Origin of the sequence: Rhizobium sp. WYCCWR 11128 (assembly GCF_013416305.1) — a bacterium.
GTDB lineage: Bacteria > Pseudomonadota > Alphaproteobacteria > Rhizobiales > Rhizobiaceae > Rhizobium > Rhizobium indicum.
Genome location: NZ_JACCEZ010000001.1, coordinates 453,212 through 474,345, shown reverse-complemented (window position 1 = coordinate 474,345; position 21,134 = coordinate 453,212). Strand labels below are relative to the sequence as shown.

The window sequence follows — 21,134 nt, the reverse complement described above, 5'->3', positions numbered from 1 at the left end:
ACCGGCAGCCGAGACCCCGTTCGATTGCTGCTCTACGGCGCCGCACCAAAGAATGCCAATCGGGTGAAGATTGTGTAGTCTGCTTCCGATACCATCAACGCCACGAAAACCAGCACCAGCAGCGGCGGCAGCAGGATGGCATAGACGAGCGCCAGCCGTTCCCAGGCCATGTGCATGAAGATGGCGACGATCAGCCCGGCCTTCAGCATCATGAAGATGAGGATCAGCGTCCACCTGAGATAACCCTGGATGCCGAGATAATCGACCATGTAGGAAAAGGCGCTGAGCACGAAGAGCAGGCCCCAGACGAAAAGATAGAGCCGGATCGGGTGCTGCTGTCCGGTATGTGCCTGTCCATGCACTTGGCTTTGCGCATGCGCCGTTGTCTCGCTCATGACGACCTCACCACAGATAAAAAAACGCGAAGATGAAGACCCAGACCAGGTCGACGAAGTGCCAGTAGAGGCCCATGATTTCGACGGCCTCGTAGCGGCCTCTCCGGCTGGTGAAGAAGCCGCGCCGTTCCACGTCGAAATCGCCGCGCCAGACCTTGCGGGCGACGATAAGCAGGAAGATGACGCCAATCGTGACGTGGGTGCCGTGGAAACCGGTGATCATGAAGAAGGTAGATCCGAACTGTGCCGCCCCCCACGGGTTCTCCCAGGGGCGAACGCCTTCGGTGATCAGCTTCGTCCATTCGAAGGCCTGCATGCCGACGAAGCAGGCTCCGAGAACCGCCGTCAGCAGCATCAGCACCGCGGTCATGCGGCGATCGCGGCGATAGCCGCAATTGACCGCCATCGCCATGGTGCCGCTGCTTGAGATCAGCACGAAAGTCATGATCGCGATCAGGATCAGCGGAACGTTCTGGCCGCCGATATGCAGCGCGAAGACCTCGCTCGGATTGGGCCATGCAACCGGCGTCGACATCCGGGCCGTCATATAAGCGATCAGGAAACAGCCGAAGACGAAGGTGTCGCTCAAGAGGAAGATCCACATCATCGCCTTGCCCCAGGAGGCGGTCTTGAAGGCGCGCTGATCCGAGCTGAAATCGGCAGCGACACCGCGCAGGCCAACCGGGCTGAGGCCTGGCTCGCCGTGTGTCTGGACGGGATGTACCATCTGCAATCTCCTAACTGAGCAGTGTGCGGCAGAGATCGACGAAATCATTCGCCCATCCGGCAAAGAGCGCGAAGAGCAACAGCCAGACGGCGAGCATGAAATGCGAGTAGATGGCGGAAAGATCGACGCGGAGGCGCAGCCTGTCCGTCGCCACAGCCGTTGAAAAGGCCCCGACCGTCGTGTGCGCGAGCACGGCAAGCCCGCCGAGGATATGCAGGCCGTGCAGCCCGGTCAGCATGTAGAAGAAGCTGTTGGAAGGGTTATCGGCCAGCACGTACCCGGCCGCCGTCAGCTCCCGCCATGCCTGGATCTGTCCGACGAGGAAGAAGATGGCAAGCGCAAGCCCTGCAGCAAGCGCCGGTCGCAGCACTTCCATGCGGCCATGACCTGCTTCTCTTTTCGCCCATTGAAGGGCAGCGCTGCTTAAGGCCAGTGCCGCAGTGTTCACCCAGAGCAGCCGGGGAACAGGCGTCGCCCACCAGTCGGTCGACGCCATGCGCATGAAATAGGCGCTGACGGCAAGGCTGAAGACAGCGCCGACGACGCCGAGAAACACGAAGAGCCCGATTTTCACCGCCGGCGCCGGCAGCCTTTGCCGCTCGGCACCGTCATGACCCGGCAGTTGCACCGACCCGGTTTCGAGCCAGGGCTTCGAGGTCAACCGCTGCCCGGAAAGCCACCAGAAGATAATGGCGGCGACTGCGGCGAGGAAGATCAGCATGACGTTCATGCGTGGACCTCCCGTGTGACGCCGCCGCCTGATGGCACCGTCTGCGGAATGAAGTCCTCGGCCGCCCCGGGCACGCTGTAGTCATAGGCCCAACGGTAGACGACAGGCAGATCCTTGCCCCAGTTGCCGTGGGCGGGCGGCGTCTGCGGCGTCTGCCATTCGAGCGTCGTTGCCCGCCAGGGATTGCCGCCGGACTCCCTGCCCCGGAAAAGGCTCCAGACCAGATTGAACAGGAAGACCATCTGTCCGGCCCCGACGATCAGCGCCATGACGGTGATGAAGATATTCAGCGTATGGGCCGAAGGCGGAACGAAGGCCGTCTCTCCCATCTCGAAGTAGCGGCGCGGCACCCCGAGCAGGCCGAGATAGTGCATCGGAAAGAAGATCGCATAGGTGCCGAGGAAGGTGATCCAGAAGTGGATATGGCCGAGCACGTCGTTCAGCATGCGTCCCGTCACCTTCGGATACCAGTGATAGATCGCCCCGAAAATGACGAGGATCGGCGCCACACCCATGACCATGTGGAAATGCGCGACGACGAACATCGTGTCCGACAGCGGCACGTCGACGACGACGTTGCCGAGGAACAGGCCCGTCAGACCGCCATTGACGAAGGTGACGATGAAGGCGAGCGCAAAGAGCATCGGCAGCGTCAGGTGGATGTCGCCGCGCCACAGTGTCAGCACCCAGTTGTAGACCTTGATCGCCGTCGGGACAGCGATGATCAGCGTCGTCGTGGCGAAGAAGAAGCCGAAGGCCGGGTTCATGCCGCTGACATACATATGGTGCGCCCAGACGACGAAGCTGAGCGCACCGATGATGACGATCGCCCAGACCATCATGCGGTAGCCGAAGATGTTCTTGCGCGCATGCGTGCTGATCAGGTCCGAAACGATGCCGAAGGCAGGCAGCGCGACGATATAGACCTCCGGATGCCCGAAGAACCAGAAGAGGTGCTGGAAGAGGATCGGGCTGCCGCCGCCATGCTGTAGCTGCGTGCCCATTTCGACGATGGCAGGCATGAAGAAGCTCGTGCCGAGCAGGCGATCGAACATCATCATGACGCAGGCGACGAAGAGCGCGGGAAAGGCGAGCAGCGCCATCACGGTCGCGGTGAAGATGCCCCAGACGGTGAGCGGCATGCGCATCAGTGTCATGCCGCGCGCCCGCCCCTGCAGCACAGTCACCACATAGTTCAGCCCACCCATGGTGAAGCCGATGATGAAGACGATCAGCGAGGAGAGCATCAGCAGGATGCCCCAGTCCTTGCCGCCAGGCGTGCCGGAGAGAACGGCCTGTGGCGGATAGAGGGTCCAGCCGGCCCCCGTCGGGCCTCCGGGGGCGAAAAAGCCCGCAGCGAGGATCAGCACTGCGAGCAGGTAAATCCAATAGCTCAGCATGTTGGCGTAGGGAAACACCATATCGCGCGCGCCGACCATCAGCGGAATGAGGTAATTGCCGAAGCCGCCGAGGAACAGTGCGGTCAGCAGATAGATCACCATGATCATGCCGTGCATGGTGATGAACTGATAATAATGATCGGCATCGATGAAGGTGAAATAGCCGGGAAAGGCGAGCTGAATCCGCATCAGCCAGGAGAGTACCAGCGCCACTAGGCCGATTGCGATCGCCGTGAGCGAATATTGGACGGCAATGATCTTGGCATCCTGGCTGAACACATATTTTGTCCACCAGCTTTTCGGATGATAGAGTTCGACATCCTCGACTTCAGCAGAGGGGACGGCGCCTGCGCTGTCGGATGGAATCTCGACCATGATCTCTCTCCCCTTCGTCTCCCAGCGGTCTGCGACCGCTGGGGGTCAGTTTGCCGGCGGCATCTCTCCCGATGACGCCGTAAGCTGGGTGAATGTCTGCTGCTGCCCGAGCCAGGTCTGGTAATCCGCATCCTCCTCGACAACGACGGTGCCGCGCATTTGCCCATGGCCGACGCCACAGAGTTCGGCGCAGAGGATGTCGAAGGTCCCTGTCCGCGTCGGCGTGAACCAGAAATAGGTGATCATGCCGGGTATCATGTCCATCTTGGCGCGGAATTCCGGCACGTAGAAATCATGGAGCACGTCGACCGAGCGCAGCAATATGTGCACCGGCTTGCCGATCGGCAGATGCAATTCGCCGCCCTCGATGATCACGTCGTCAAGGCCGCTTGCGTCGTTTTTATCAAGGCCGAGCGGGTTTTCGGGGGTGACGTCGCCGGTTTCGGCGCGGCCGAGCTTTCCGTCGGCTCCGGGCAACCGGAAACTCCACAGCCACTGCTGGCTGACGACCTCGACGGATGCGGCATCGGCAGGCACTGTGATGAACTGGTTCCACACGATCAGGCCGGGCGCCAGCATCGCCGCAACGCCGACCGCCGTTCCCCCTCCCAGCAGCAATTCCAGCCTGCGGTTCTCGGGCTCGTAATGTGCACGGTTGCCCGGCTTGTGCCGGAAGCGGAAGACGCAATAGGCCATGAACAAAACCACCGCCACGAAGACGATGCCTGTGATCCAGAAGGTGATGACGAGGGTGGTGTCGATATAGGTCCAGTTGGACGCGATCGGCGTCCACCACCACGGGCTCAGCACATGGAACAGCACGGAGCCGACGACAATCAGGACGAGGATCAGCACGACAGCCATGTCCGCTCCTCCTCGAGCAGGTCGACCCGTGAAACCGCATTCCGCAAAAAGTCCGTGTTTATTATCGCACAGATAGAAAATATCGGCAATTACGGCAATTTAGGCATGCGCCCCGGGCCGCGAGCCGCCATTTGGAGTATTGCCCGTCGCGGGGAATGTTGCCCATCACTTGGAATATTGTTTGAGATAGGCGATGAGATTGGTGATTTCCTGGTCGTCCTTCACCCCGACGAAGGCCATCTTCGTACCCTTCACCTTCCCCTTCGGATTGTGCAGATAGTCGCGCAGCACCGTCTCGTCCCAGACGAGACCGCCCTCGCCGGCCGCCTTCATCCCGGCCGAATAGGCGTAATTGGGATGCGTTCCGGCCTTCCGGCCGAACAGCCCGTTCAACGACGGGCCGACCTTGTTCGTATCGGAATCGGCGACATGACAGGTCACGCATTTCTTAAAAACGGCAGCACCCGCCGTCGCATCGCCCTCCTGCGCCCCGGCGTCAGCAGGGGAAAGAGCAATCACGGATGTGGCGATCAGCAGAACAACACGGTAATCCATGGCAAACCTCATCCTCCTCAAGGTTGCCAGCCACTTGCACCCTCCGCAATCTCTCGCGTGGGAGTAGTGGTTGTTATGGCATAAAGCTTAGTCCTTCGCGGCAACAAGTCAATCGGCCCCACAATTGGGGCCACTTGAACGCCATCTGATGTCCGGGGGACTCGAGACGCGGATAAGCTCGTTGAGATCGAAAATCCGGCCAGCTATCCTTCAATCCACGGCGTAATGGATATGATGCAGGCCCCGCGCCACCTCAACTGCCGCCATTTGACCTACGTGCCGATCGAAAGCGCCTCCTTTACCGCCAGCTCGGCCATGGCGAGAGCGGCTTCGCGGGTCCTGGCGGCAGCGATGAAGCGGCCGTTATGGCAGAAGCTTGCGCCCTCTATGCCGCAAACCGCCTCCAATGCGCCATTGGTGAGCCCGGCCCAGGCCGCCGGCAGGTCGGCCCTGAGCTCGAACCCGTCCTCGGCGCGGCGGATGCCGGTCACGCACCAATCCTTTTCGCGCGGGTGGACGACGAACAGCAGGTGATCGGCGCCCGCCTTGACGATAGCGGGACGGAAGGGCATGCCCCTCGGCAATTCCAGAACACGCCCCTGCCCCGCAGCCTCGATTGCCCGATGCACGATCGCCTCGGCCCGCAATTTTGCGGCACTCTGAGCGATCCTGGCCTCGACGAAACTGCGGGCAATGGCAAGGGCCGTGTGGAAGGCGCGATCGTCGGCCTCAGGGTCTGCTTCGTCGAAAACCGGTTTCAGGGTTTCCAGCAGCGCCGGCAGCGTCAGCGCGGCCAGCGGCCCGGATGGGCTGAGCGCGCCATTGTCGGTCAGATCGACCGGCAGCACGAAGCTGGCGTCGAAAGAGCCATGCATCGCCTCGACATGCGCTTCGGGAAGGCCGAAGGCTGCGAGATAATCACGGCCGTAATGCTTCCAGATCAGGCCGAACGAGCTGTAGGGCTGGCCATCGTCGCGCAACGGCGCGCCGCGCTGGTGGTGATCGAATATCCCGGCAGCGGGATCATAGGCTCCGCCGACATCGTAGATGATCCGGTCTTCGCCCGGCGTGATCCACTCCGCCGCGCGGCTGCGAACGATACGAGCCTGCGGGAAAAGCCGGGTCAGGATGACGCTCGACAGCAATTCGTCGGCATGAAAGCCACCGGAATGGGTGACGAGGAAATCGGGGATCATGGGAGCTATGCGCCTTGTCGTTCGCGGACGATCCGCTTGCAGGTCGGCTGGAGATAACCGTTGCCGGCTGCTATCTCAACCCATACCTTAAATTGCAGTCGATTTAAGGATAAAATTATGCAGCAATCCAATGTGTTACAGCGTCCCCTGACGGGGCATCAGGAGTAAGAGGCAGTCCGTGGAGATCCCTCAGCGCTTTCACGTTGTCGAGACGGCCGGATGGCTTGTGAACCACCGCATGAACTCCGCCCTTCCCGGTTACCTCATGATCAGTTCCAAGACCGACACCAACGATCTGTCGGATCTGCCTGAAGACGCTTTGGCCGAATTCGGCCCATTGCTCGCAAGGGCTCAGAGTACGCTGAAACGGCAATTGAATGCTCAGCGCGTCTATATCGGCCGGTATGGACACACGCCCGGTTATCCGATCCACTTCCATGTGATCCCGATATATGAATGGGTGGAGGCGTTGTTCTGGAAGGACGCTCGATATCGCCTGCTTGAGAATTTTGCAGAGGGACCGGGGGAAACCGCAACGGATGGCGCAGAACTGACACTGTTTGTCTGGCGAGAGTTCTGTGAACGCGCAGAGCCGCCGCCGATCAGAGGGCCTTCGATCTCAGAGGCTATTAAGTTGCTGCGGGAAGCAATGCGGTTTCCGCCGCTTTAGATCTTTGTACTCATGCATGTCGCCGGAAAATGCCCAGCGGTTTTGGCAGGACGGCATGCATGAAGAGACAGCGCCGGCCTTGTGACCGCTGGCGATCCTGTGGCCGAAAGCGAGGTCGAAGGTCTCCGACCGTCTCGACCAACAATCCCGGATCCCCTCCTTGAGATCGAAATTCCCGGCCATCCGTCAATCCATGACGTATTGGATATGATGCCGGCCATGCACGGCCGATTTCTGGACATGGGCGCGAACGCCGAAGACCCGGCCGATCATATCCTCGGTCAGCACCTCCTCCGGCGCGCCGGAGGCGACGATCTCGCCTTTCTGAAGCACCGCCAGCCTGTCGCAGAACATCGCCGCCAGATTGAGGTCGTGCAGCGCGACGATGCAGGTGATGCCGAGCTTCGAAATCAGCGAGAGAATGTCGAGCTGATGCTGGATATCGAGATGGTTGGTCGGCTCGTCGAGCAGCAGTTCGCTCGGCGCCTGCGCCAGCGATCTGGCAATATGGACGCGCTGGCGCTCGCCGCCCGACAGCGTCTGCCAGAGCTGGCCCGCCCTCTCCTGCATACCCACCCGCGACAGGGCCTCGTCGACGGCGGCGTCGTCTCCGGGACCCCAGGACGACAACAGCCCGCGATGCGGCGTGCGGCCGAGCCGCACCACGTCGCGCACGGTCAATTGCGTATCGGTCGTCGACTGCTGCTCGACGAAGGCGACGCGACGCGCAAGGGCTGCGTGCGGCAGCGAGGAAATGTCGTCGTCACCCAGCCGGATGATGCCGCTGCGAACCCTGCGCAGCCGGCAGATCAATCTGAGAAGGCTCGACTTGCCGGAACCGTTCGGCCCGAGCAGACCGAGCACCTTGCCCTTTTCCACCGTCAGGCTGACGCCGTTGACGATGACGATATTACCGGCGGCAAAGCTCACCTCGTCGATGCTGATGCTCATGCCTTCCCCCGCACACGATAGAGGATGACGGCGAAGGCCGGTGCGCCGAAGAGCGCGGTGACGACCCCGATCGGCAGGATCTGCTGCGGGATGATGATGCGCGAAATAATATCGGCGCCGACCATGTAGATCGCGCCGCCGAGCGCCGTTGCCGGCAGCAGCCGCCTATGCGCCGGCCCGACGAGGAAGCGGGCGGCATGGGGGATGACGAGGCCGACGAAGCCGATCGAACCCACCATGCTGACGACGCTTGCCGTCATCGCCGCCGTCATGGCGAACAGCACGATCTGGACGCGGCGTACGGCAATGCCGAGCGAGGCGGCGGCATCCGTGCCGAAGGCGAAGGCGTCGAGCGCCCGCACATGGGCCATGCAGATGACGAAGCCGGCAAGCGCGATTGGCACCGACAGATAGACATCGGGCCAGCGCACGCCGCTGAGCGAACCCAGCAGCCAGAACAGGATGCCGCGCGCCTGCTCGGCATTCGCCGATGTCGTCACGATGTAGGAGGTTAGTGCATTGAAGAGCTGCGAACCGGCGACGCCGCACAGGATGATGCGCTCACCGGTTCCCCCCGCACCCGTCGCCAGGATGCCGACCAGCAAAAAGGCAATGACCGCACCGATGAAGGCGCCGCTCGACAGGCCGAGAACACCGTAGCCGAAACCGAGGATCATCACGCAGACGGCCCCCGTCGAGGCACCGGCGGAGATGCCGAGCACGTAGGGTTCGGCCAGCGGATTGCGCAGCAGCGCCTGCAGGATCGCGCCCGAAAGCGAGAGCGACGCGCCGGCGCTGGCCGCGACGAGCGCGCGGCTCAGACGATAATCCCAGACGATGCCCTGGTGGATGCGGCTGAGCTCGAAATCCGTTCCGAACAGACGGTTCGAAATCGCCTCCGCCGTCGTCGCAAGCGGGATCGCGATCTCGCCGATCGAAACGGCAAGACTGACCATCAGCCCGAGCAGGAGAAGTGCCGCCGTGGTGAGCGCGGCAAGCGCCCACCATCCCTGTTGCCTGACCGACACTGCCTTCACTGCGCCAGGCCGAAGGACTTGATGCCGTTCGCCAATGTCTCGATACCGTCGATCGTGCGGATCGTCGGGTTCATCGACTGCGCGTCCATCATCACGAAGTGCTTGTTTTTGACCGCGTCCAGCTCCTTGGTCACAGGATCGTTCTCGAGGAAATCGACCTTGACCTTGGGATCGTCAGCGGCGTAACGGCGGCGGTCCATGGTCGCGAGCACGATGACGGCAGGGTTAGCCTGGGCGATGGTTTCCCAACCGACCAGCGGCCATTCCTCTTCCGTGGTGACGACGTTCTTCGCACCGATCGTCTTCAGAATATAGGCGGGCGCGCTGTTCTTGCCGGCGATGAAGGCGTCGCCATTGACCTCCTTGCTGGAGAACCAGAAGACGACGGGCAGGTTCTTGCCCGACGCGCCTGATATCGAGGCGACGGCATCCGACTCGCGCTTCTTCAGCTTGGAAATCAGCGCATCGCCGCGCTCCTTGACGTCGAAGATCTCCGAGAGCTCGGCGATTTCCCGGTAGATCAGGTCCATCGTGAACAGCTCCTTGCGCACGCCGTCGCCGCCATCAGTGTTGACCTTGGCGACGCAATCGGCCGGCGCGAGATAGGTATTGATCCCGAGATCCTTGAATTGCTCCCGCTTGCCGACCGAGCCCTGCGCGCCGACATGCCATTCGAACTCGGCCGTCACCAGGTCGGGCTCCTGCCCGACGACGGATTCGAAGCTCGGGTCGTTGTCGGCAAGCCGCTTTATCTTGCTGTTGGCCTCGGCATATTGCGGCAGGACGGGACCGACCCAGACGGCCGTTCCGGCGATCTTGTCGGCAAGGCCGAGCGAGAAGAGCACTTCGGTCATGCCCTGACCGATCGAAACGACTTTGGATGGCGCCTTTTCGAAGGTCACCTGCTGGCCGCAATTGGTGATGGTCAAGGGATATCGGGTCGCGGCAAGGCTTGGTGCCGCAAAGCCGGCGAGCCCGAAGGCAAATGTCATGGTGGCGAGAATCTGGCGCATGGAAAACCTCGATGAAGGGAAAATCACGGCCGTTCCGCGCATATGCGCGGACCGAAAGCACGCTTAGGCGTGCACTAGCCGCAGGAGGCCCAATCGAGACGGATGCATGCCGGAATTCGGCGAAGGTTCAGCAGGTCAATCATATCTGTTCCTTGTCCGGGCATCCCCGCCCGGTTGATTGGATCGTGATTGACGGCAGGTCTCCTGGCTTGCGGATATCCGTCGTTTCATCCTCCTTCCCGCGATATCTCGCAGTGGCAGGGCCATGAGCCCTTCAGAGATGGCCAGTCGCTGGCCACTCCTGAGATGATCGACAATCCGCTTACAGTTGCGGGGGCAGCCACGGTCTCGGTCCCTACTGGGTCATCCTCACCGTGTTCCCTATTAATCCCCTTGGAGTCATCTTCAGGGAACCGTCGCACCCAGTTACGTCGCCGGCCCGCCCGGCGTCAATAACTATTCCCGCGTGTCATGCCGCCTCACCGACAAATGCGCTTCATGCCGTCTCACCGCGCAAACCGCCGGTTGCCAGAAGACGTTTGACAGCAATGCTGCCATTATGGCATTAATACTGCCATGAATAAAGTGACACCGCCTCGACCCACGGCCCGCGAAGAGTTGGCGACCATCACGCAGGACCGCATCATGGAAGGTCTTGCCGCCCTGTTGCGCGCCGGTAGCGACGAGGTCACCTTCGATCTCGTCGCCCGCCAGTCCGGCGTGCCGCAGCGCACGCTTTATCGCTATTTCGCCAACAAGGAGACACTGCTCGCCGCGTTCTGGCACTGGGTGAATGCGCTGATCGCCGTGCCGGCGCTGCCGGCTTCGCCTGAGCAAGTAGTGGCGCATATTCCCGAGCTCTTTTCTGCCTTCGACCGCGACGAGCCGCTGGTGAGAGCGATGCTGCACAATCCTCATGGTCGCGCGGTGAGGCTCGCCCATGCCGAGGCGCGGCGCGAGAAGTTTTCGATCGCGCTGCGCGATGTCACCGGGACGATTCCCGCAGAAGATGCCCGGCATCTGCTCGCCGCTGTGACAGCGCTCTGCTCTGCTTCGGGATGGGAGAGCATGAAAGATAACTGGAGCCTGTCGGGCGCTGAAGCCGCGAAGGCCGCGCAATGGGCCGTGCAGGCCCTGATCGACGATGCACGCCGGCGTTCCCGCGGGACCGAGGCCCGCCAGCCGGCAACAATGGAAGGAGACGCGCGATGATTCATCACATGTCGTTCGGCGTGCGCGATCCCGGTCGCGTCGCCCGGGTGCTGGCGGAGCTCATGGAGGCGACCGCGCTGCGGGCGCCGACCCCGCCCTTTCCCCATGACGCCTGGCTCGTCGTATCGGGCGATACGCAAGGCTCCTTCCTCGAAATCCTGCCCGCAACCGCGGTCTTCGATCCGGACGCACCGCTCGGCATCCGCCAGCGCCCGGCGACCTTCGAGCCGGTCACCGCCCACGTGCTGGTCAGCGCCGCGGTAGACGCCGCGTCGATCGAGACTGCCGCCGCCCGCGAAGGCTGGTGCGCCGAGCAGGTGGAAACCGGCCTCTTCCGGATCGTCAAGCTCTGGGTCGAGGACAACGTCCTGGTCGAATTCCTGGCAAAGGGTGAAGCCGATCGTTACATCGAAGCCTTCGGCCCCGCGGGCCTTCCCTCCCTCGACGGCAAATTGCGGGACCTCGAGGCAAAGCTTGGCGATGCCCTCGCGCAGAAGCTGCCGCCTGGCGTGCTGGAAAAAGCGCTGGGACATCCGCAGGCGTAGTCGTTGCCGGACCTGCGTCACGACGGATTGCGGAAGGCAGGCCCCGACATAGTTTTGGCGCCACCGATTTCAACGAGGTTTGATGTAGCAATGAGCAATCCGGATAGCACCGATCTCGCCGCCGCCAGGATAGACGCGATTCGCCAAGCAGCCGAGCAAGGCGATGCGCAAGCACAATTTGAATTGGGCCACATCACCGCACGAGGTGAAGGTGTCACCCGCGATAAAACAGAAGGCGCGGGATGGCTTCAGAAAGCCGCCGAACAAGGTCATGCCGACGCGCAATTCCTCCTGGCGGGCCTCTATCTCATGGGGGACGGAGTTGCACAGAGCGCGCCCGAAGGCTGCGAGTGGCTTGAGAAAGCCGCCAATCAAGGCCACGCCGACGCGCAATATTTGCTGGGCTTGATGAGAGAAGACGGCGACGGTTGCGATATCGATGCAGCAGACGCTGTCAGATGGTACAGCCAAGCCGCAGATCAGGATCATGCTGGTGCACAGTACAGGCTAGCCCAGTTGAAAGAGCACGGCGTGGGCTGCGAGATCGATCTGACAGAAGCATTCAAATGGTACCGTCGTGCTGCACTTCAGGATTACCCGGATGCAAGGGAAGATCTACTCGGATTATGCCGTGCACATCCAGACCTGCCGCTACCGGTGTCAGAATTGCTCGATGGCAAAGGTCGCTCCTGATACCCAGCTCTTTTTCCCGGGCGGCGCAGCGTCCAGACGTCGTCACCGGCCAACTATCCCCGCTCTCACAAAGCATCCAGCGGTATCTTCAGATACCGCCGGCCATTCCCCTCCGGCTCGGGCAGCCGTCCGCCGCGGATATTCACCTGCAGCGCGTGCAGCATCAGCTTCGGCTTCGGCAGCGTGCGGTCGCGTGCCTGGCGCAGCGCCACGAAACCGGCCTCGTCGATGCCTGCAATATGCGGATTGGAGCGCTTCTGCGCCGCCACCGTGCTTTCCCAGCGTGGGTGCCGGCCGCCTGGCTGATAATCGTGGCCGGAAAAGAGTCGGGTTTCCTCGGGCAGCGACAGGATGGCCTGGATCGAGTGCCAGAGGGCGGCAGCACTGCCGCCGGGGAAATCCGTACGCGCCGTGCCGGAATCCGGCGTGAACACCGTATCGTGCACGAAGGCGGCGTCACCGATCACATAGGTGATCGAGGCGAGTGTGTGCCCGGGCGAAAACATCACGCGGACTTTAAGCGCACCGATCTCGAACGTGTCGCCATCGGCAAACAGCCGGTCCCATTGCGAACCGTCGGTTTTAAGGGCCGGCCAGTTGTAGATCTCCTTCCAGAGCTTCTGCACGTCGGTGACATGGGCGCCGATCGCCGTCGGCGCGCCGGTCTTCTCATGCAGATAATGCGCGGCGGAGAAATGATCGGCATGCGGATGCGTGTCGAGGATCCATTCGACTGTCAGCCCTTCACTTTCGATATGAGCGAGGATGGCGTCGGCATTGGCCGTTCCCGTCGCCCCCGACATCTCGTCGAAATCGAACACCGGGTCGATGATGGCACAGCGTCTCGTCGCCGGGTCGGAAACGACATATTGCACACTGCAGGTGCGGGGCTCGAAGAAGGCCTTCACATGAGGCACCTGCCCTGCCCGCTTCTCGAGAAAGCGGCGCGCGCCGGCAAGATCGAAACCCAGGTTTTGACCGAAGGCTTCGACATCCCCGGGCTTCATCCGCCCATCCAGCACCTCGCCCAGCACATAGAGCATCAGCGCCCGCGTGCCGCTCTTGCAATGGGCGACAACCGGCCCCTTCGCTTGCGCCATCGCCGACTGAAAGGCGCGGATATCGGCTTCGGTGATCTCGGTCCCCTTCACCGGCACGAAACTGTAGGAAAGCCCGACCGCGGAGGCGGAAGCCTTTTCCACCGTATTGCCCGGCTGCTCCGGCTCCTCGCCGTCAGGCCGGGCATTGATGACGGCGGCAAAGCCTTGAGCCGCGAAGGCAGCAAAGCCTGCGGCATCGGGCTGCCCCGCCACCGATATCAGCTCATTGACCTTCACGGATGTCATCGAAGTCCCCGCGCTGCCTTCGTCGGGCATTATCGCATGTATATCGATACAATCTCACAAGTATATTGCCGAGCGCAAGAATAGGCGCTTGGTATTCCTCCGCGCCTGTCGCCGGTCCGCAAAGCCTGACGACGCCGGCGGGAGACGCCGCCCGAACTCCCGCCCATCCCGACGGTGTATCGTCAAAACGACAGCGTTGCAGCACCCTCCTTGATCTCGGCATGCATGGCGCTGGCGCCGACGATGACGACGCCGTCGAGCATGTCCTCCTGCGTGTAACCGCGAGAGGCGACGCAGGGCGGGCAGGCCCAGATCGTGCCGCCGCGCTGCTGGAAATTCTCGATCAGGCTCGACAGCGGATCGAGCGGCGGCACATGCGTCATGCGCTGGCCGCCCTTGCGCACCAGGTCGATCCCGGTGCTGGTGAGGAACACAGAAACCTTCAGCCCGGCGGTGATGCCGCCATTGGCAATGGTGAAGGCGACGGAGGACAGTTCGGATTCGATGCCCTTGGTAACAAGCACGACCAGTTTGTCGCTTTGAGTTTGCATAGTATTCTCCCAGTGAGTTGACGTGAACGCTCACTACGAGCGAGCGGGAACACCATAGGAGGGTGCGCGGGGCGCGTATTTGGCCGGAATGCGTGAAGCCTTGTCCGAAAATCCAGACGCTGCGGGTGTTGCGCGCGACGACGTGCTGTCGGCGCTGCTGTCGACGATCCGCCTTTCGGGATCGCTGCAGTTCTGCTTCATGCCGACGGGCGACTGGCAGACCGATGCCGCGCCGTCGCTGGCAAATCTTTCGGCCAAGGCTTCGGGCACGATGCCGTTTCACATCGTCGTGGAGGGCCGCTGCTGGTTGAAAACGGAAGGCGAAGAGAGCGAGCTGGAGGCCGGCGACGTACTGGTCTTCCCCTTCGGCACCGGCCATCAGCTCGGCGCGGGCAGAGACGGCACGCTGGTCCTGCCAACCCGCGACCTTCCGCAGAAGCCATGGCGTGAGATTCCCGTGCTGCGCTATGGTGAGGCGGCTCAAGGGGTGCGGCTGCTCTGCGGCTATCTGCAATGGGACGGGTTGAGCTTTGCGCCGCTGCGTCAAGCGCTGCCCAAGCTGATCCATGTCAGGACACGAGCCGCCAATGACGGCGACTGGCTGCGCGCCACCATCCGCCAGATGGTCGAGGAGGTCGACAGGCCTCGCGCCGGCGGCGTCTCGATGCTGCCGCGGCTGACGGAAATCGTCTTCATCGAGATTCTGCGCCATCAGATCATGATGGCCGAGCCGCGCTCGGTCGGCTGGCTGGCAGCGCTCGCCGACCCGGCGCTGTCGCGCTGCCTCTCCCTCATTCACGACGATCCCAAACGTGACTGGTCGCTGGAGGACCTCGCCGCCGCCGCCGGCCAGTCACGCAGCGCCCTCGCCGACCGCTTCCAGGCAATGCTCGATACCTCGCCGATCCGCTATATCAGGGACTGGCGGCTCTACCTCGCAAGCGTCGCGCTCGCCACCTCAGGCCAGACGATCGCGACGATCGCTTACGAAGCCGGCTATGCCACCGAAGCCGCCTTCAACCGCGCCTTCTCCCGCGCCTTCGCCACCCCGCCGGCAGCATGGCGGGCGATGGCGCGGGCGTAGAGGGTGATCGGCACCCGAGGAGAGCCTCGTTCTGAGGCGCGCCGCAGGAGCCGCGAAAGATGAGGTTGGTTGCAGAATGCCGCGACACTCATGGGTGGAAAGAATCAAAGGATGCGCTAATTAGAAAAACCATCAAATTCTGGAGCGAGCCTTGGATTCCGAATCCCCTAAGCCACTTACAGCTCGCTTTCCTGTCGGTGGCGGGGAAATTGGCCGGCTGATCCAGACCCGCGACTGGAGCAAGACGCCGCTCGGTCCTCTCGACCTCTGGCCGCAAAGTCTGAAGACGGCCACGAATATGCTCCTGCTTTCACCCGTGCCGATCGTTCTTCTCTGGGGCGAAGACGGTGTGATGATCTACAACGACGCCTACTCCGTCTTCGCAGGCAGCCGCCATCCGGATCTTCTCGGTTCCAAGGTCCGCGAGGGCTGGAGCGAAATTGCCGATTTCAATGACAATGTGATGAAAGTCGGACTGTCGGGGAAAACGCTCGCCTACGAGAACCAGGAGCTGACGCTGTTGCGCCATGGCAGTCCGGCTCCCGCCTGGATGAACCTCGACTATTCGCCCGTCCTCGACGAAAGCGGCAAACCCGCCGGCGTCATCGCGATCGTCGTCGAAACGACGAAAAGCGTCCTTGGCCAGCGCCGACTGCGCGAGAGCGAAGAGAGGTTCAGGGCGTTCACGACCGCGACGACCGACATCGTCTATCGTATGAGTGCCGACTGGAAGGAGATGCAGCAGCTCGACGGTCGTAACGTTCTCGCCGACACGGCCGATCCGACTGTCGCGTGGCAGGAGGCCTATTTATTTCCCGAGGACATTCCCGCGATCCAGGCGGTGATCGACGAGGCCATATCAAGTAAGGGTGTTTTCGAATGCGAGCATCGCGTCCGGCGGGCCGACGGCAGCACCGGGTGGGTGCTGTCACGGGCTGTTCCACTCCTGAACGACGCAGGCGCCATCGTCGAATGGTTTGGGGCCGCGACCGATATCACCGAGCGGCGACGCAAACAGCAGCAGTTGGAACTTGTCGTTCATGAGCTCAACCATCGCGTAAAGAACAATCTGGCGATGGTGCAGGCTTTTGCGTACCGCACCTTCCGGGATGCCGAAGACATCCCTCGTGCACTGGACAGTTTCACGGCGCGGCTGGTGTCGCTCGGCCGTGCCAATGATCTGTTGACAGGCGAATTGTGGAGCAGCGCCTCCTTGAAACAGACGCTCGACCAGGCGACCGTTCCACATCGGCCGGACGGCGGGCGGTGGGAGTTGACCGGAGACGAAATCCGGGTTTCCGCAAAGACGGCGCTGGCCCTGACCATGGCCTTTCACGAACTCGGCACGAATGCTGTGCGCCATGGCGCATGGTCGAATGACGGCGGCGCCGTCAGCGTCAAATGTTCCCTCCAAATCATCGACGGAACGCAACGCTACCGCATAGACTGGAACGAACATGGCGGACCGCCTGTCGAACAGCCGAAGCGGAAGGGATTCGGCACGGTCCTCATACAGCGCGGCCTCGCCGCGGAGACGGGAGGCAATGTGGAGATTTCGTTTGCAGAAACGGGTTTTTCCTTCAGCCTCGACGCTCCGGCAGACCGTCTTCGGAACGAATGACATGGCCAAGCGCGTTCTTGTCGTTGAAGATGAAATGACCATCGCCATGATGATCGAAGATATGCTCATCGACCTCGGTCACGAGGTCGTCGCGACAGCCGCGCGTTTGCCCACGGCGCTGGAGGTTGCCGCCGATGGAAATCTTGATTTCGTCATTCTCGATGTGAACCTGGCTGGGCATCAGTCATTCCCGGTGGCGACAGTCCTTCAGCAGCGCGGTATCCCGTTTGCCTTCGCAACCGGATATGGGCCAGCGGGTATCGATCCCGCCTTTGCCGGCCGACCGGTGCTGACCAAGCCGTTCACAACTGCCGATCTTGCCGCTGTCATCGAAACTGTCGGTTGAGACCCAAGAAGGCCGACGCCCAAGTCGAAGAGCCGCTCCAATGAGACGTGTTGTGGCGGGCGATGGCGCAGGGCTGAACTGGATCCGATCGACACGCAGATGATCGATCAGCGCGGTTGCGGGCCTGTCAATCCGAGGGCCAGCGTGATGTCGTTGATGATCCCCAGTCGCGCTTCGATCACCGCGATTTTCTCAGGCGTATCGGCACCAAAAGCCTCGATATCGATGAACATTTGCTCGCAGCCGCCTGGCGTGACTGTGCCGAACATCTGGCCGGGTTCGTCGCCTATGTTTCGCCAGCTGTGCGGTACATGTGGCGGCAGAACGACGACGGTTCCCACAGGCGCGTCGAACGCCTCGTCGCCGCATTGGAATCGATAGAGACCGCGGATGACCCGAAAGACTTCAATCTCCCGCGTATGCGTGTGCGGGGCCGGACCATGACCGGGCGGCGTGAAGGTTTCCCACATCCCGAACGCGCCGCCGGTCTCGGCGGCCGTGGCATGGATGACGATCCTCGCGCCAAACGGCGTCTTCGCCACACGCTCCTTGCCGGGTAAAGAGACGACAGCATTCCTGAAACTCGACATATCCACCTCCCCTCGATTGCAATCTTTGGGCGGAGCCTGCGCCTCACCCATGCGGCGCCGGCTGGTTGAGCATCGCTTCAATATTGTATCCGTCGGGATCGAGAACGAAGCAGGCATAATAGTTCTCTTCATATTCCGGCCGCGGGCCGGGCAAGCCGTTGTCCCGGGCGCCGGCTTCGAGCGCAGCCCGATAAAACGCCTCGACCTCCGCCCTGCTCTGCACCCGGAAGGCAACGTGCACACGCGTCAAAGGCGGCTTGTCGTCGGTGTGCTGGATCTCGAACAGGCTGCCGCCGACATCGAAGGCCCAGAACACGCCCTCCTTCCCGAAGGAGAGGCGATAACCGAGGGGTTCGAAAGCGCGCTCATAGAACAGTTTGCTCTTCTGCAGGTCACCCACTGCGATGGTGATATGATCGATCATACCGTGCCCTCCCTATCGTCCCAGCGTCCCATCATAGTCGAAATCGCCGCGGCGGAAAAACTGACGACTGATGGCGAAGGGTGAATGCCAGATCAGCGGTCCCTGCCCAGACAGAGCGGACTCGCCCACACCCGCAGCCCACCTGCCCGCCAGACAGCAAAAGCCCCGCCAATCATTGACGGGGCTGTGCATGCTGAAAATCGATCGGCATCCTCGCTTTGTCGACCGACAGCCGACGCGTCCGCGCAGTCGAACATTCCGACTATCGCATCGACATCAACTTCGTCATCAGCCCTGCTTTGATTTCGAGCACAGGTCGATTGACTTGGGGATGGCCGATGTCATCCCGGGGATAACCGATGTCCCTCAGCTGGTCGGGCGTCAGATCTGCCAATGCCTTCCGTCTTGCGACGCTCCGCTGCCACTTCCTCAGGGCAGCGACGATGATTGCTACGCTGTTCGCCCCGGACCCAAACACCGGTCTTTCCGGCGCGCTGATGCCGGCATGAGTTTCCGTGTGAGCCATTTTCAGTCTCCCATCTGTGAGATTTGCAAGTGGGAGCCTGCCACGCGGGTGTTTTCGCGCTGTTCGGCTCAGCGTGAACGGCCGGGAAAACTTCGACAAGCCGCCGCTAAATCGGTGTTAAATCTCTTTGCCGAGATGCTATTCTGCGGCGGCAGTCGAAATCTGGGGGACAATCTGTGCGCATCAGGTTGCTGGGTGGCCTCGAAGTGACTTCGCCGGAGCATCGGCAGGTTCGCTTCACCACGCGCAAGACGTCGCTTCTCTTTGCTGCCCTCGTGCTCGCAGGCCGCCGCGGCTATCGCAGGGAACTGCTTTCCGAGACCTTTTGGCCGGGACGAAGCAATGAGCAGGCCCGCAACAGCCTGCGCCAGGCGCTGGTCGATATCAGACGATCGTTCCCGGCTGGCGGGGATGCCGCCGTCTACATCGACGGGGATCAGGAGACCGTCGCGCTGATAACAGGTCCTGATGAAACCGACATTTCGATCTTCGACCGTAAACTGGAGGCAGGTCGGACCGCCGATCTCGCCTTCGCCGCCGATCTCTACCGTGGCGAGGTGCTCGCAGGCGAGGCCATTCCGGACGGGCTGGATGAGTGGTTTGGACCTTACCAGAGCACATATCAACGCAAGGCGCTGCAGCTGGTGGAGCGGTTGAGCCTCGCGCTCTCCGAGCGGGGCGCGGCGGAAGAATCGGCCTGCGAAGCGCTGGCGGAGAGGCTGCTGGCTGTGGACCCGACCATGGAGGCAGCCCATCGGGCGCTGATGCGGATCCACGCTCTCAGGGGTCACGAAAACGCGGCCTTGCGCCAGTTCGAGGCCTGTCGGGCGTTCTTGAAGAAGCATCTTCAGGCAGAACCCGAGGCAGAGACCTCTTCCCTGGCCGCTTCGCTGCAATCGCGCCAGGGATCTGAACATCAGCGGACCACACCGAGCCCCGACCTCGCGCTGCAGCCGCAGGCCATCTCAGCCTCGGCGAAACATCACGACCGGCCATCGGTTGCCGTGTTGCCGTTTCAGAATCTGAGCGGCGACGCGGAGCAGGAGTATTTCGCCGACGGCATTGTCGAGGACATCACCATCGCGCTTGCTCAATTCCGCCACCTCTATGTCATCGCCCGGAATTCGAGCTTCACCTACAAAGGTCAGGCGGTCGACATAAAGCAGGTCGGGCGCGAGCTGGACGTGCGCTATGTGGTCGAAGGAAGCGTGCGCCGGACGGGTGACCGCCTGCGCATTGCCGGGCAGCTCGTCGATACGTCGACCGGTACACATCTTTGGGCCGATCGTTTTGACGGAACCCTGGCGAATGTCTTCGATCTCCAGGATCAGGTCGCCTCGAGCATCGTCGGCGCCATAACGCCGAAAGTGGAGGAGGCTGAGATCGAGCGTGCCAAACGCAAGCCGACAGAGAACCTCGACGCCTACGACTACTATCTCCGCGGCCTGGCGGCCTTCGACCGGACGGTCACCAACCGATCGGTCATCGACGAGGCGCTGCGGCTTTTCAGGGAGGCAATCGAGCGTGACCCGGAATTCGCCGTAGCGCATGCACGGGCGGCACGCTGCTACGCCACACGAAAGAGCAATGGCTGGATGCTCAATCCCGCAGACGAGACTGCCGAAGCGACCCGGCTGGCGAGGAGAGCGGTCGAACTCGGCTGGGACGATGCGGTTGCGCTCACCTACGGCGGATATGTCATCGGTTATGTCGGCGGCGACCTCGATGACAGTGCGGCCTGCATCGATCGCGCACTCTTCCTCAACCCGAACCTGGCGGCTGCGCTCGGCGTCAGCAGTTGGGTGAAGGCGTGCCTGGGCGAGCCTGATAGGGCCATTGAACACGCAACACTCGCCATGCGTCTCAGCCCTTTGGATCCGCGCCTGTTTGCCTGGCAGTTCAACATCGGTCTCGCGCATTTTTGCGCCGGCCACTATGACGATGCTGCCGTCTGGGCAGGAAAATCGCTACGCCACCAGCTGAACTACCCGAGCGCGATGCGCGTGATGGCGGCGAGCCAGGCCATGGCCGGGCGGCTTGCGCAAGCCCGGGAAACGATCGCCCGCCTGTGCCTGATGGACCCAGCACTCCGACTTTCCAATCTCGCCGACGTGCTGCCACCATTCCGGCGACCGGACGATCGCAATCTATATATCGAGGCTCTCAGGATGGCGGGACTACCGGAGTAGCCGCCGCTTCAGCGGCTTCTTCCGAACGAAGGGGTCATGCCGGGCTATTGCCGACCCCCCTATCGGCTAATTGCGAAACGATGCTGCTTCGTGC

Annotated in this window: 23 protein-coding genes and 1 riboswitch; of the genes, 8 read left to right on the top strand and 15 right to left on the bottom strand. The window is 62.0% G+C overall.

Annotated features, from left to right (window positions below; all coding sequences use genetic code 11):
* Positions 1–32: 32 nt before the first annotated feature.
* From HX898_RS02375 to HX898_RS02345, 7 genes are all read right to left on the bottom strand, one after another.
* Positions 33–395, bottom strand: coding sequence for a cytochrome C oxidase subunit IV family protein (locus HX898_RS02375; RefSeq protein ID WP_180193888.1), 363 nt, complete (start codon positions 393–395; stop codon positions 33–35).
* A gap of 7 nt (positions 396–402) precedes the next feature.
* Positions 403–1,122 carry a heme-copper oxidase subunit III family protein gene (locus HX898_RS02370; RefSeq protein WP_180193887.1) on the bottom strand — a complete coding sequence of 240 codons (720 nt, stop codon included), beginning with the start codon at positions 1,120–1,122 and terminating at the stop codon, positions 403–405.
* Positions 1,123–1,132: 10 nt separating this feature from the next.
* Positions 1,133–1,852 (bottom strand): cytochrome c oxidase subunit 3, encoded by a 720-nt coding sequence (locus tag HX898_RS02365; RefSeq protein ID WP_180193886.1) that lies wholly within the window; start codon positions 1,850–1,852, stop codon positions 1,133–1,135.
* The gene (ctaD, locus tag HX898_RS02360; protein WP_138334792.1) at positions 1,849–3,627 is read right to left on the bottom strand and encodes a cytochrome c oxidase subunit I; all 1,779 of its coding nucleotides are present in this window, start codon (positions 3,625–3,627) and stop codon (positions 1,849–1,851) included. The genes HX898_RS02365 and ctaD overlap by 4 nt, the downstream gene beginning before the upstream one ends.
* Positions 3,628–3,672: 45 nt before the next feature.
* A complete protein-coding gene (locus HX898_RS02355) occupies positions 3,673–4,491 on the bottom strand; it encodes a cytochrome c oxidase subunit II (protein WP_138334793.1) in 819 nt (272 codons plus the stop codon).
* A 165-nt stretch (positions 4,492–4,656) separates the two neighbouring features.
* Positions 4,657–5,046, bottom strand: coding sequence for a cytochrome c family protein (locus tag HX898_RS02350; RefSeq protein WP_003540937.1), 390 nt, complete (start codon positions 5,044–5,046; stop codon positions 4,657–4,659).
* A gap of 272 nt (positions 5,047–5,318) precedes the next feature.
* Positions 5,319–6,242, bottom strand: coding sequence for an MYG1 family protein (locus HX898_RS02345; protein ID WP_138387319.1), 924 nt, complete (start codon positions 6,240–6,242; stop codon positions 5,319–5,321).
* 178 nt (positions 6,243–6,420) lie between these two features.
* Between HX898_RS02345 and HX898_RS02340 the strand changes: the two genes are divergently transcribed.
* Positions 6,421–6,912 carry an HIT family protein gene (locus HX898_RS02340; protein WP_171598293.1) on the top strand — a complete coding sequence of 164 codons (492 nt, stop codon included), beginning with the start codon at positions 6,421–6,423 and terminating at the stop codon, positions 6,910–6,912.
* A gap of 186 nt (positions 6,913–7,098) precedes the next feature.
* Here the strand turns inward: HX898_RS02340 and HX898_RS02335 are convergent, their stop codons facing one another.
* From HX898_RS02335 to HX898_RS02325, 3 genes are read right to left on the bottom strand one after another with little or no spacing between them, the layout of a single operon-like run.
* Entirely contained in the window at positions 7,099–7,863 is a 765-nt protein-coding gene (locus HX898_RS02335) for an ABC transporter ATP-binding protein (protein ID WP_180193885.1), read from the bottom strand.
* Positions 7,860–8,900 carry an iron ABC transporter permease gene (locus tag HX898_RS02330; RefSeq protein ID WP_138387316.1) on the bottom strand — a complete coding sequence of 347 codons (1,041 nt, stop codon included), beginning with the start codon at positions 8,898–8,900 and terminating at the stop codon, positions 7,860–7,862. Before HX898_RS02330 ends, HX898_RS02335 begins: the two co-directional genes overlap by 4 nt.
* Complete coding sequence (locus HX898_RS02325) at positions 8,897–9,913, bottom strand: ABC transporter substrate-binding protein (RefSeq protein ID WP_138387315.1); 1,017 nt, start codon at positions 9,911–9,913, stop codon at positions 8,897–8,899. The genes HX898_RS02330 and HX898_RS02325 overlap by 4 nt, the downstream gene beginning before the upstream one ends.
* Positions 9,914–10,089: 176 nt before the next feature.
* Positions 10,090–10,346, bottom strand: a riboswitch (cobalamin riboswitch).
* A gap of 212 nt (positions 10,347–10,558) precedes the next feature.
* Between HX898_RS02325 and HX898_RS02320 the strand changes: the two genes are divergently transcribed.
* The 3 genes from HX898_RS02320 (at position 10,559) to HX898_RS02310 (ending at position 12,363) form a co-directional block, all read left to right on the top strand.
* The gene (locus tag HX898_RS02320) at positions 10,559–11,125 is read left to right on the top strand and encodes a TetR/AcrR family transcriptional regulator (RefSeq protein ID WP_171598294.1); all 567 of its coding nucleotides are present in this window, start codon (positions 10,559–10,561) and stop codon (positions 11,123–11,125) included.
* Positions 11,122–11,670, top strand: coding sequence for a hypothetical protein (locus HX898_RS02315; RefSeq protein WP_138387313.1), 549 nt, complete (start codon positions 11,122–11,124; stop codon positions 11,668–11,670). The genes HX898_RS02320 and HX898_RS02315 overlap by 4 nt, the downstream gene beginning before the upstream one ends.
* Before the next feature lie 90 nt (positions 11,671–11,760).
* Complete coding sequence (locus HX898_RS02310; RefSeq protein ID WP_171598296.1) at positions 11,761–12,363, top strand: tetratricopeptide repeat protein; 603 nt, start codon at positions 11,761–11,763, stop codon at positions 12,361–12,363.
* A gap of 65 nt (positions 12,364–12,428) precedes the next feature.
* Here the strand turns inward: HX898_RS02310 and blh are convergent, their stop codons facing one another.
* Together blh and HX898_RS02300 are read right to left on the bottom strand one after the other, a co-directional pair.
* Positions 12,429–13,709: a bifunctional sulfur transferase/dioxygenase Blh gene (gene blh, locus HX898_RS02305; RefSeq protein ID WP_180193884.1), complete on the bottom strand. Its 1,281-nt coding sequence runs from the start codon at positions 13,707–13,709 to the stop codon at positions 12,429–12,431.
* A 182-nt stretch (positions 13,710–13,891) separates the two neighbouring features.
* Complete coding sequence (locus HX898_RS02300; RefSeq protein ID WP_064652755.1) at positions 13,892–14,260, bottom strand: DsrE family protein; 369 nt, start codon at positions 14,258–14,260, stop codon at positions 13,892–13,894.
* 88 nt (positions 14,261–14,348) lie between these two features.
* On the opposite strand from HX898_RS02300, the gene HX898_RS02295 reads away from it, so the two are divergent.
* The 3 genes from HX898_RS02295 (at position 14,349) to HX898_RS02285 (ending at position 17,311) form a co-directional block, all read left to right on the top strand.
* Complete coding sequence (locus tag HX898_RS02295; protein WP_171598326.1) at positions 14,349–15,344, top strand: AraC family transcriptional regulator; 996 nt, start codon at positions 14,349–14,351, stop codon at positions 15,342–15,344.
* Positions 15,345–15,495: 151 nt separating this feature from the next.
* Positions 15,496–16,965 (top strand): HWE histidine kinase domain-containing protein, encoded by a 1,470-nt coding sequence (locus HX898_RS02290; RefSeq protein WP_180193883.1) that lies wholly within the window; start codon positions 15,496–15,498, stop codon positions 16,963–16,965.
* A 1-nt stretch (position 16,966) separates the two neighbouring features.
* Entirely contained in the window at positions 16,967–17,311 is a 345-nt protein-coding gene (locus HX898_RS02285) for a response regulator (RefSeq protein WP_138387308.1), read from the top strand.
* Positions 17,312–17,418: 107 nt separating this feature from the next.
* On the opposite strand, the gene HX898_RS02280 is transcribed toward HX898_RS02285, so the two are convergent.
* The 3 genes from HX898_RS02280 to HX898_RS33500 form a co-directional block, all read right to left on the bottom strand.
* Positions 17,419–17,901: a cupin domain-containing protein gene (locus HX898_RS02280; RefSeq protein ID WP_173883645.1), complete on the bottom strand. Its 483-nt coding sequence runs from the start codon at positions 17,899–17,901 to the stop codon at positions 17,419–17,421.
* 43 nt (positions 17,902–17,944) lie between these two features.
* Positions 17,945–18,325 carry a VOC family protein gene (locus tag HX898_RS02275; RefSeq protein WP_180193882.1) on the bottom strand — a complete coding sequence of 127 codons (381 nt, stop codon included), beginning with the start codon at positions 18,323–18,325 and terminating at the stop codon, positions 17,945–17,947.
* 262 nt (positions 18,326–18,587) lie between these two features.
* The gene (locus tag HX898_RS33500) at positions 18,588–18,851 is read right to left on the bottom strand and encodes a DUF1127 domain-containing protein (protein WP_180193881.1); all 264 of its coding nucleotides are present in this window, start codon (positions 18,849–18,851) and stop codon (positions 18,588–18,590) included.
* 176 nt (positions 18,852–19,027) lie between these two features.
* Here HX898_RS33500 and HX898_RS02265 point away from each other — a divergent pair, with 176 nt between their 5' ends.
* Positions 19,028–21,040, top strand: coding sequence for a BTAD domain-containing putative transcriptional regulator (locus HX898_RS02265; protein WP_180193880.1), 2,013 nt, complete (start codon positions 19,028–19,030; stop codon positions 21,038–21,040).
* The last annotated feature ends 94 nt before the right edge of the window (positions 21,041–21,134 follow it).

What these genes read in the sequence shown, in the direction of transcription:
- HX898_RS02310 (WP_171598296.1), top strand. Translation starts at nt 11,761, where the DNA reads ATGAGCAATCCGGATAGCACCGATCTCGCCGCCGCCAGGATAGACGCG.
- ctaD (WP_138334792.1), bottom strand. Translation starts at nt 3,627, where the DNA reads ATGGTCGAGATTCCATCCGACAGCGCAGGCGCCGTCCCCTCTGCTGAA.
- HX898_RS02335 (WP_180193885.1), bottom strand. Translation starts at nt 7,863, where the DNA reads ATGAGCATCAGCATCGACGAGGTGAGCTTTGCCGCCGGTAATATCGTC.
- HX898_RS02325 (WP_138387315.1), bottom strand. Translation starts at nt 9,913, where the DNA reads ATGCGCCAGATTCTCGCCACCATGACATTTGCCTTCGGGCTCGCCGGC.
- HX898_RS02275 (WP_180193882.1), bottom strand. Translation starts at nt 18,325, where the DNA reads ATGATCGATCATATCACCATCGCAGTGGGTGACCTGCAGAAGAGCAAA.
- HX898_RS02350 (WP_003540937.1), bottom strand. Translation starts at nt 5,046, where the DNA reads ATGGATTACCGTGTTGTTCTGCTGATCGCCACATCCGTGATTGCTCTT.
- HX898_RS02295 (WP_171598326.1), top strand. Translation starts at nt 14,349, where the DNA reads ATGCGTGAAGCCTTGTCCGAAAATCCAGACGCTGCGGGTGTTGCGCGC.
- HX898_RS33500 (WP_180193881.1), bottom strand. Translation starts at nt 18,851, where the DNA reads ATGGCTCACACGGAAACTCATGCCGGCATCAGCGCGCCGGAAAGACCG.
- HX898_RS02370 (WP_180193887.1), bottom strand. Translation starts at nt 1,122, where the DNA reads ATGGTACATCCCGTCCAGACACACGGCGAGCCAGGCCTCAGCCCGGTT.
- blh (WP_180193884.1), bottom strand. Translation starts at nt 13,709, where the DNA reads ATGACATCCGTGAAGGTCAATGAGCTGATATCGGTGGCGGGGCAGCCC.
- HX898_RS02345 (WP_138387319.1), bottom strand. Translation starts at nt 6,242, where the DNA reads ATGATCCCCGATTTCCTCGTCACCCATTCCGGTGGCTTTCATGCCGAC.
- HX898_RS02375 (WP_180193888.1), bottom strand. Translation starts at nt 395, where the DNA reads ATGAGCGAGACAACGGCGCATGCGCAAAGCCAAGTGCATGGACAGGCA.
- HX898_RS02300 (WP_064652755.1), bottom strand. Translation starts at nt 14,260, where the DNA reads ATGCAAACTCAAAGCGACAAACTGGTCGTGCTTGTTACCAAGGGCATC.
- HX898_RS02315 (WP_138387313.1), top strand. Translation starts at nt 11,122, where the DNA reads ATGATTCATCACATGTCGTTCGGCGTGCGCGATCCCGGTCGCGTCGCC.
- HX898_RS02285 (WP_138387308.1), top strand. Translation starts at nt 16,967, where the DNA reads ATGGCCAAGCGCGTTCTTGTCGTTGAAGATGAAATGACCATCGCCATG.
- HX898_RS02280 (WP_173883645.1), bottom strand. Translation starts at nt 17,901, where the DNA reads ATGTCGAGTTTCAGGAATGCTGTCGTCTCTTTACCCGGCAAGGAGCGT.
- HX898_RS02365 (WP_180193886.1), bottom strand. Translation starts at nt 1,852, where the DNA reads ATGAACGTCATGCTGATCTTCCTCGCCGCAGTCGCCGCCATTATCTTC.
- HX898_RS02355 (WP_138334793.1), bottom strand. Translation starts at nt 4,491, where the DNA reads ATGGCTGTCGTGCTGATCCTCGTCCTGATTGTCGTCGGCTCCGTGCTG.
- HX898_RS02320 (WP_171598294.1), top strand. Translation starts at nt 10,559, where the DNA reads ATGGAAGGTCTTGCCGCCCTGTTGCGCGCCGGTAGCGACGAGGTCACC.